Source organism: uncultured Campylobacter sp., from assembly GCF_937890585.1.
In the GTDB taxonomy this organism is placed as follows: Bacteria; Campylobacterota; Campylobacteria; order Campylobacterales; family Campylobacteraceae; genus Campylobacter_A.
This window is the reverse complement of record NZ_CALACG010000251.1, coordinates 1-9,717: the sequence shown is the minus strand read 5'-3', so window position 1 is coordinate 9,717 and position 9,717 is coordinate 1. Positions and strand designations below refer to the sequence as shown.

Genomic DNA, 9,717 nt, shown 5'->3' with positions numbered 1-9,717 from the left:
GAACATGTAAAAACTTTCGGTACTCCCAAGATGATTGCTACTTCTTGCTTAGATATTTTGGAAGAGTACTTAAGCACGCACAAAGCTATTCGGCAAGACGTAGAGGGGCGATTAACAATTTTGGATTAAAAGTATTTTTGGTCGCCCATGCGACTTTTTAATATTTACCATACAACTGCGGCTATATTTCCGCCGCATTCAGCGATAAGCGCAAAAGAACCGTCAAATGACTACGGGCTTGATTGTGGCAAATAAAGCCCCAACACTTAATGTCTAGAAGCTTTTTACGATCAACCCGGCTCTTATCGCAATTTAGTTCAAGATAGTTCTTTGCGTTTTTAGTTTTTGTTTTGATTTTAAAGGCTTATATTTAAGGATATTTTTTGCTTTGAATTATGAGAAAAACAGCGACGGTTTTAGTAAATACGCTCTTTCCGGACGGCATACAGATCGTGGTCTATGAGTAAAATTTAACAAATTAGATGATAACTAATAAATATGCAAATAATCGGTTTAACGGTACGTAGAGAACAACAAAAACGTAAAAAATATACGCTTACGCTAGGTGCCGCACGCCAAGCTCGGAGAATCTTGATATCAGTACCGCTAAGTTTTCAGCAAATCCGAGACACGAGTTTAATAACCGGAACAAATACTAAAACGCCCCATGAGACATTATGTTATAGATTTAGACTATAAAATATTTTGCAAAGTTACAAATTTATGCTAAAATCGCCCGTTTTTAAATTTACCTAAAGGAAAAAATATGAAAAAATATTTAGCCGAGTTTTTTGGCACATTTTGGTTAGTTTTTGGAGGTTGCGGCAGTGCAGTATTTGCAGCGGCTTTCCTAGAGCTAGGCATAGGTTTTGCAGGCGTTTCGCTAGCGTTTGGTCTTACGGTTCTTACGATGGCTTACGCAGTTGGTCACATCAGCGGCGGACACTTCAATCCAGCCGTATCGGTTGGTCTATTAGTTGGCGGAAGATTTGACAAAAAAGACTTCGTGCCTTACGTCATCGCACAGGTTATCGGAGCGATCGCAGCTGCTGGCGTGCTATATCTTATCGCTTCAGGCAAGGCTGGATTTGACGCTGCTGCGAGCGGTTTTGCTAGCAACGGATACGGCGAGCACTCACCAAATGGCTACAGCCTAGTTTCAGCGCTAGTTGCTGAGGTAGTTTTAACTGCATTTTTCCTTATCATCATCTTAGGTGCGACTGATGAGCGTGCACCAAAAGGCTTTGCGCCGATCGCTATTGGCCTTGGTTTGACACTTATCCACCTTATCTCGATACCTATCACAAACACATCGGTTAATCCAGCTCGTTCAACTGGCGTTGCGATATTTCAGGGCGGTTGGGCGTTAGAGCAGCTTTGGCTTTTCTGGGTTGCGCCTATCGTTGGAGCGATCATAGGAGCTATCATTTATAGGATTTTAGGCTGCACATGCGGCTGCAAAAGAGCAAAATAATCAAATTTTATACTTCAAGGGGCGATCTTCGCCCTTTCTACTTCTAAAAATTTAAATAAGTAAAAAGAAATTTATAAGATGTTTTGAGGGTTCATCTAAGAAATTTAATTCTTAGATGAAAAGAGGATTTAGGCCTTTTTTGTCATCGCCCTAATAGGTATAACAAATATCGCTGCAACTAGGTAAAAAACGATACCAAAGACAGCTGCCATCATAAATATCTCGCCGATATCATAAAAACTAGACTCAAGTCTAATCGTATCGACATAATTTATCGCAAACCATAATGCCACGCCAAGAACGATGGCAAAAACAAAAAATCCCCAAGAAAATAAGAAATTTAATATCTTACTCACTACTTTTCTCCTTTTGTAATTTTACTTTTCTAACTTAAATCCGCCGCCAAAAGCCCTGTAAACTTCAACCGCGCTATCTACCTCATCAAGCTTTGCCGAGATGTCTTGAAGCTTTGCTGAGAGTAAATTTCTCTGCGCATCAAGAAGCTCTAGGTGTCCGATGTAGCCAGCGTCATACTGATCTTTGGCGAGCGAATAAATTTTTTGTTGCGATTGTAGCAAATTTTTCACCTGATCCAAAGAGAGCTTTGCATTTTGCCTTGATATAAGGGCGTCTCTGACCTCTCCAAGTGCAGTTTTTACCGTGCCTTCATAGGTGATGGCTGCGATTTGTTCGTTTGTCTCTGCGATGCGGACATTGTTTTTTGTTCTGCCGTAGTCAAAGATCTTCTGAACTAAAGAGCCACCTATGCTCCAAGTGTTAGCGTTTCCTACAAATATATTTTCAAAATCAACACTCGTAAAGCCTAAAAGCCCAGTAAGTGAGATCGTAGGGAAATAATCAGCCTTTGCCACGCCAACGAGCGCATTTGTCGCCTTTAGATCAGCTAGCGCTTTTGCTACGTCGCTTCTTCTTAACAAAATATCAGAGCTAATGCCAGCGCTTATTTCTGGTGAGGCTGGCAAGGTTTTTGAGCTAGCAACTGCGCCTTTTAAAATTTCATCATTGTTTTTGCCAGTTAGGATAGCAAGCGAGGTTAGCGCCTTTGACTTTAAATTTAGCACCGAAATAAGGCTCATTTTTGCGCTCTCAACCGCAGCCTTGCTTTGTAGATAGGTCATCTCATTTATGCCACCAAGATCAAGCTGCGTCTTGCGAAGCGCTAGCGTATCTTCGTAGGTTTTTAGTGTCTCTTTTAACACCGCTTCTTGCATGTTTAGCGACACTAGAGCAAAATAGCTTTTTGCTACGCTTGAGCTAAGGCTTAGTCTAGCGCTATCGTAGTCAAATTTGCTAGCGTTTAAGCTTTCATTAGCTGCAAGTACGCTATTTCGCACTCTACCCCAAAGATCTATCTCGTAGTTTAGTCCTAAATTTATGCTCGAGCTTCTATAACGTGTTTGAGGCTGCTTGGTGTAGGTTTCACCACTGGTTTTTGCCTTGGTATAACTTGCATTTAAATTTACCCCTGGTAGCAAGTCAGCTTCAGCAATGCCAAGACTTGCCTTTGCTTTTTGTAAATTTAAATATGCAATACGTAAATTTGTATTTTTCTCAAGCGCACTTTCAACAAGAACATTTAAATTTTCATCGTGAAATTCCTTCCACCAAAGATCTCTTATATCGCTTGTCTCGTAAGTGTATGTTGAGGTGAAATTTGTATCCACATTTGGCATATCTGGGCGAAACGAGCAACCAGCCAAAAACGCCGCTGTTATAAGTATAAACGCCTTATTTCTCATCTTTTTTTGCTCCCTTTTTCCAGTATTTTTCATTTAAATTTTCAAGCAAATAGTAAAACATAGGCACGAAAAATATCGCTATCGTAGTAGAAGCGATCATGCCACCAACTACGCCAGTTCCTAGTGAGTGACGAGATGCAGCGCCTGCGCCTGTGCTTATAACCATTGGAAAAACGCCTAGAGTAAATGCGATCGAGGTCATTACGATAGGTCTAAAGCGAAGTTTGGCCGCATTTACAGCTGATTCAAATATGCTCTTTCCGCTCTCGCGCTCTTGCATAGCAAATTCTACGATCAAAATGGCGTTTTTGGCCGCTAGACCGATGAGTAGCAAGAGTCCGATCTCAAAGTAGATATCGTTTGTCAGCCCTCTTATCCAAACAGCTAGCAACGAGCCAAATACTGCAAACGGCACGGCAGTTATGACTGCAAGTGGGATGAGCCATCTTTCGTACTGAGCCGCAAGGATCAAAAAGACAAAGACCATACCAAAGATAAAGGCGACCGTGCCTGTTCCTTGAGAATTTACCTCCTGATACGCCGTTCCAGCCCAGCTTATAGCGTACTCATCGCTACTTAGCGTGTCATTTACGACCTCTTGTATCGCTCTTATCGCATCGCCTGATGTGTAGCCAGGTTTTGGATCGCCCATGATCTTAGCCGCTGGAAAGAGGTTAAATCTATCAACGATATCAGGTCCGATCGATCTTGTAAGCGTTGCTACTGAATTTAGTGGCACCATGCCGCCATCTTTTGAGCGGACGAAAATTTTTCTTAGATCCTCAGGGTTGTTTCTAAAGTTATCGCTTGCCCTTGCATATACGCGGTATGATTTACCCGCAAGGTTGAAGTCGTTTATGTAGTAAGAGCCAAAGCTAGCCGCTATCGTGCTAAAAATTTCGCTCTCGCTTACGCCAAATAGCCTTGCCTTTTCTTTATCAACTGTTATCTTAAACTGGCGGTAGTTTGTCTCAAGCGTCGTTCTTACGCCAGTTAGCTCAGGCCTTGCGTTTGCAGCTGCAGTTACCTTTCTAGCGTCCGCTTCTATCTCGTTGTAGCTCTTGCCGCTCTTGTTTTGTAGATACATCTCAAAGCCGCCAGTCATTGATAGACCCATGATAGGTGGCACATTTACGACAAAGGTCATTGAGTTTTTTGAACCCCTAAGCATGCCGTTAAACTGACCTACTAAAGCATCTGCACCGTCCGTTGCACCCTTTCTTTCATTCCAGTCTTTTAGCTTGACAAAGCTAATGGCTGAGTTTTCTCTAAGTGAGCTAGCTAGCATATCATAGCCTGCAAATCCCATGGTAAATTCGACATTTGGGTTGCTCAAAATGGCGTTACTAATAGATTTTACCTCTTCTTTGGTCTTTAGCATATTTGTTGAAGGTGGAAGCGAGGTGATAACCATCAAAGCGCCCTTATCTTCTGAAGGCACAAGCCCTTTTGGCACTTTTTGAAAAAGGCCATACGTCGCAAATCCCATTATGCCAATGACTATAAAGCTAATGATGACGTGTTTTAAAATTTTTGCCACGCCTGCTGTAAAGAGCCTAGTGCTAAAGTCAAAAAAGTCGTTAAATTTCTGAACTATCCAAAATGGCTTGTTCTCTTGTTTTTTAAGCATAACCGCACAAAGTGCTGGCGTAAGAGTAAGAGCGACAAAGCCTGAGATACAAACAGCAACAACAAGTGTTAGCGCAAACTGCTTTTGTATAACGCCTACAAAGCCCTCCATAAATGAAACTGGCACGAAAACCGCGCAAAGCACGAGCACGATAGAGATGACTGGGGTTTGCACCTCCTCCATCGCCTTAAACGTGGCGTCTTTTACGCTTATCTCTTTATCTTCATGCAAAATTCTTTCAACGTTTTCTATAACGATGATCGCATCATCTACGACGATACCGATGGCTAGAATCAGGGCAAAAAGTGTGATCAAATTTATACTAAAGCCCATCACATAAAGTCCGCCAAATGTGCCTATGATAGAGACTGGCACAGCAAGCATTGGTATGATGGTAGCTCTAAAGCTCTTTAAGAAAAAGTACATTACGATAAGAACTAGCACCATCGCTTCTACGAAAGTTTTTATGACTTCGTCTATTGAGACGGTGATAAATTCAGTTGGGTTGTAGGCTATGGTGTGCTCTAGACCAACTGGATAGGTTTTCTTTAGCTCTTCAAGCTTTGCTTTGACCGCTTCAGCAGTTGCAAGTGCATTTGCATCGTTTTGTAAAAATAGTAAAAGTGGCACTGCTGGCTTGCCATTTAGCATAGCTTCAGATGCGTAGATAGCAGCTCCAAGCTCGACTGTGGCGACCTCTTTTAGCTTAACAACTGTGCCATCTTCGCTTTTTATCAAAATTTCGCCAAACTGCTTTGGATCTTTAAAACGTCCTTCAGAAACTACTGAATAAACATAAGGGTTTTCACCCTTTGATGGCTGCTCGCCGATCTTGCCAGCGGCGTATTGTGAGTTTTGAATTTTTACTTGAGAGATGACGTCGCTTGGAGTTAGTTTAAACTGAGCAAGTCTGTCTGGCTTTAGCCAAATTCTCATCGAATACTCTTTGTTGCCAATTAGCACTGTATCGCCGATACCATTTACCCTTTTGATCGCATCAGCGATGTTTAAATTTACATAGTTATATAGCTCAACTTGGTTCATATTTGGATTTGTAAAGCCAACTACTTGAAGGATCGAACCACTTCTTTCACGCACCGTTACGCCCATATTTTGCACCTCTTGAGGCAATCTTGAAAGGGCAGCTTGCACGCGGTTATTTACATCGATCGTAGCTTGCTTTGATGATGAGCCGATCTTAAAATATACGCTTATATTCATAGTACCTGCTGAACTTGAGGTGCTTTGCATATAAAGCATATTTTCAACACCATTTATCTGATCTTCAATGGCACTTGCGACCGAGTCAGCGATAGTTTGCGCGTCAGCACCGCTATATGTCGCAGTTACAGAGACAGTAGGCGGTGTAAGACTTGGATACTCCTCTATAGGAAGCCCTTTGATACCCATAAAACCTGCTATAACTATGATGATAGATATAACAGTTGCAAATATCGGGCGGTTTATGAAAAATCTTGAAAACATCTATCTGCCTTTACTTGCTACTTGTAGCGTTTGCATCTTTGTTTAAGAAATTTGCGCTTAGGTCTTTGTCAGTTTCAACTGGTGCGCCAACTCCGATTTTAAGGAAGTTACTAACTATTATCTTATCGCCCTCTTCAAGACCCTCAGTCACTACGACCATATCTTTTGTTTGGTAGCTAGTTTTTACATTTTTTTGGCCTACTTTGCCATCTTTTACGACCAAAACATAAGTGTTTGTAGCGCTTTGCTGAAGGGCAACTTGTGGGATGTTAAAGGCATTTTTTTGAACAAATCCGCTCATCTTTATATGACCAAACGCACCTGGTAAAATTTTACCCTCACTATTATCAAAGCTAGCCTTTGCCAAAACGCTGCCAGTTGCGGTATTTACGACGTTATCTATAAAAGTCACTTTGCCAGTGAAATCTTCATTGTTTAAATTTAAAACAGCCTCGCTATTTAGTTGCTGCCAAGCGCCACTATCTAAATTTGCTTTTCTACTTAGATTATCCATGTCTGCGATGTAAAAGTCAGCTTCGATCGGATTTATCTTAGTTAGTCTTACAAGCTGAGTTTGGCTCGCTACTACAAGTGAGCCAACATCGACTTTATTATCGCCCACTACGCCGTCAAATGGAGCCACTATGCTTGTGTAGCCTAGATCTATTTTTGCACTTTTTAAATTTGCTTTTGCGCTTACTAAATTTGCATTTGCGATATCATAAGCTGCAACGGCTGCGTCGTAGTCTTTTTGAGAGACTGCATTTTTCTTATAAAGGGCAGAAATTCTTTTAAACTCAGTCTCGGCATTTTTTAAATTTGCATTTGCGACGCCAACGGCTGCATCAAGTGAGTCGTAGCTAGCTTGATATTTCTCTGGATCTATGAGAAATAGCTTCTCTCCAGCCTTTACCTTATCGCCAGGCTTAAAAAACTGCTTTATGATCGTGCCGCCAACCTTTGGATAGATGATGACATCTTGGTTACTTGTAACTGTGGCTGTGTAGTCAAAGCTAATAGGCACATCTGCTTTTTGTGCAACAAATATATCAACATGAGATGTTGGCATCTGGCGGCCTGCAGCAGCCTTTTTGTCGCCACTTTCAAAGCAGCCAGAAAGCAAAAAAACGGCAGCTGAAAGCACAAGAAAACTTTTAAATTTCAACATAAAAACCTCTCTTAATTTTAAATTTTAATCCCAAGTTTAGTTTTGTAATTTTCATTACAAATTATAAAAGTCACTGACTATAACTAAATATAAATTAAAAGTCAATTCTACTTTTTAATGATGCCATTTAAAAATAGCTCCACGCACAAAGCAACGTGCTCTTCGCGTTCTTTTTTGCTTAGTTTTGGCTCTTCGTCTAATATGAGGGCGTTGTAGTAATGTGACCCCTTTACATTTTCTATAAAGCATTTTGCAGCAAATTTGGCTGGAAATTTTGGATTAAGCTCGGCTTTTACCTCATCTCTTTCAAAGAAATTTATAAGTACAAGGTCGATCCTATTTAAAATTTGATCTAAGAATGTCCTGCCAAGTTTGCCGCCATTTTTAGGGCCCTCGCTCATCATTATCCTGCCAAGTGAGATATTTTTCTTGGTGCAGATGATAGAAAAAATAATGGTTGCAAATTTAGTTAAAAACTCCTCCAAGCTGTGAGAAATTTTAAGATCTATTCTCTCATCGACCTCTTTTATAAGCGCATCTATCTCTTGCTCGATGATCGCTTGAAAAAGCCCCTCTTTGCTCTCAAAAAATGTGTAAATGCTAGCAAGCGAGCCGCCACTTATCGCCACGATATCGCTAAGGCTTGTCTTTTCGTAGCCATTTTTTAAAAATAGCTCAAGCGCTGTTTTTACGATGAGTTCGTATCGTTTTTTGCCCTTTTCTGAGATCGCCATTTCACTTCCCACTAAATTTTTGCCATTTTATCATCTTTTAGGATAGATAAAGGTGCTAGCCCTTTGCACGCTAATAGTTGGCTCGTCAGTTGCATAAGCTTTTATATTTATATGTTTTAAAAGATCTTTTTCGCTTGTGTTTTCATTTTTTGATTTTAGCGTGACGATGACCTTTTGTTTTGCACCAGCTTTTAGCGTAAATGGCTTATTTGGACGAGAAATTTCTATGCTTTTATCATCTATCTCAAAGTAAAATTTATGCTCTTTGCTTTGGGTATTTTGCACTAAAAATACATAAGAATTTTCAACCTCACCTTGATCTAAAACCTTGTAAAGCTCGCTTGTTCTATTTATATTTAAAAGCATGCTCTCTTTTTTACCACTCATCAGCGCTGCAGCTACCAAAACTACGCACAAAATGACAAGATAAGCAACCGTTCTAAATCTAAAAATTTTCACCTTTTTATTTTCATTTTGAGAATTTATGCTTCTCCACTCTATAAGCGAGCTTTCGTTAAAATGCCCCATCACTTTAGCGCACGCGTCGCTACACTCAAGGCAGTTTATGCACTCAAGCTGCATGCCCTTTCTTATATCTATATGCGTCGGACATATCCTCACGCAGGCCTCGCATCCAGTGCAAAGCGCGCCTTCTTCTTTTGGCTTTTTAAATTTTTCTTTGCCATCATATATGACGCCACCTCGTTTTTGATTATAAATAACTTGGATCGTGTCGCTATCAAACATAACTGACTGCACCCTCGCATACGGGCAGACATAGACGCAGAAATTCTCTTTTAAAATGACCACGTCATAGACTAGCCAAGCAGCGATGCTAAGCCAAAATGCAAGTAAAATTTTATGTTCGCTTGGCTCGCTTATATAGGCTAAAAACTCAAATGGCGGCACAAAAAACCACATGAAATTTGCAGCTATGATAAGGGCTAAAACGCACCAAATTCCAACTGCTAATGCACGCTTAAAAATTTGACCTTGTGGTTCATTTTGTTTGTTTTGGATATTTTTTCTGATCTTTAAAATTTTAGTTTGCAAAAGGTCACGAAAGAGCGTTCTAAAAATGGTCTGCGGACAGCTCCAGCCACACCAGATACGCCCTGCAAGCGTCGTTAGGAAAAATATAGTCAAAAACAAAGTGATAAACAAAAATGGCAGCAAATATAGCTCTTGCATATCAAATTTTGTAAAAAATAGATCAACTCTGCTCTTATCAAAGCTCAGCAAAAATAGCTGCGAGTCATTTATCCTGATAAATGGCAAAATAAATACAAATAACGTGATACAGGCAAAAAAAATGTAACGCCTCTTGGCGTAGCTAAGATGAAGATCCTTTGACATGACAATCCCTTTTTGAAATTTTAAGATTATAAATTTTGGGTTATTAAAAAAGTATTAAATATTTTAAATTTGCCTAAAAGCTTAAATTTATAAAAAACAGACTATACTCA

7 protein-coding genes are annotated in these 9,717 nt (G+C 40.2%); 1 reads left to right on the top strand and 6 read right to left on the bottom strand.

The window, feature by feature from the left end; translation table 11 throughout:
* The first annotated feature begins 766 nt into the window (after nt 1–766).
* Nucleotides 767–1,474 (top strand): aquaporin Z, encoded by a 708-nt coding sequence (gene aqpZ / locus Q0296_RS07530; protein WP_298038835.1) that lies wholly within the window; start codon nt 767–769, stop codon nt 1,472–1,474.
* Between the two features lie 128 nt (nt 1,475–1,602).
* On the opposite strand, the gene Q0296_RS07525 is transcribed toward aqpZ, so the two are convergent.
* The 6 genes from Q0296_RS07525 to ccoG all read right to left on the bottom strand — a co-directional run bounded on the left by Q0296_RS07525 (nt 1,603) and on the right by ccoG (nt 9,607).
* On the bottom strand, nt 1,603–1,830 hold the full coding sequence (locus tag Q0296_RS07525; protein ID WP_298038831.1) for a hypothetical protein: 228 nt from the start codon (nt 1,828–1,830) through the stop codon (nt 1,603–1,605).
* A gap of 21 nt (nt 1,831–1,851) precedes the next feature.
* Entirely contained in the window at nt 1,852–3,234 is a 1,383-nt protein-coding gene (locus Q0296_RS07520) for an efflux transporter outer membrane subunit (RefSeq protein ID WP_298038825.1), read from the bottom strand.
* The gene (locus Q0296_RS07515; protein WP_298038822.1) at nt 3,224–6,349 is read right to left on the bottom strand and encodes an efflux RND transporter permease subunit; all 3,126 of its coding nucleotides are present in this window, start codon (nt 6,347–6,349) and stop codon (nt 3,224–3,226) included. The genes Q0296_RS07520 and Q0296_RS07515 overlap by 11 nt, the downstream gene beginning before the upstream one ends.
* Before the next feature lie 10 nt (nt 6,350–6,359).
* Entirely contained in the window at nt 6,360–7,517 is a 1,158-nt protein-coding gene (locus Q0296_RS07510) for an efflux RND transporter periplasmic adaptor subunit (protein ID WP_298038819.1), read from the bottom strand.
* 107 nt (nt 7,518–7,624) lie between these two features.
* The gene (locus tag Q0296_RS07505; protein ID WP_298038817.1) at nt 7,625–8,251 is read right to left on the bottom strand and encodes a TetR/AcrR family transcriptional regulator; all 627 of its coding nucleotides are present in this window, start codon (nt 8,249–8,251) and stop codon (nt 7,625–7,627) included.
* A gap of 30 nt (nt 8,252–8,281) precedes the next feature.
* Nucleotides 8,282–9,607 carry a cytochrome c oxidase accessory protein CcoG gene (ccoG, locus tag Q0296_RS07500; RefSeq protein WP_298038814.1) on the bottom strand — a complete coding sequence of 442 codons (1,326 nt, stop codon included), beginning with the start codon at nt 9,605–9,607 and terminating at the stop codon, nt 8,282–8,284.
* Nucleotides 9,608–9,717: the final 110 nt, after the last annotated feature.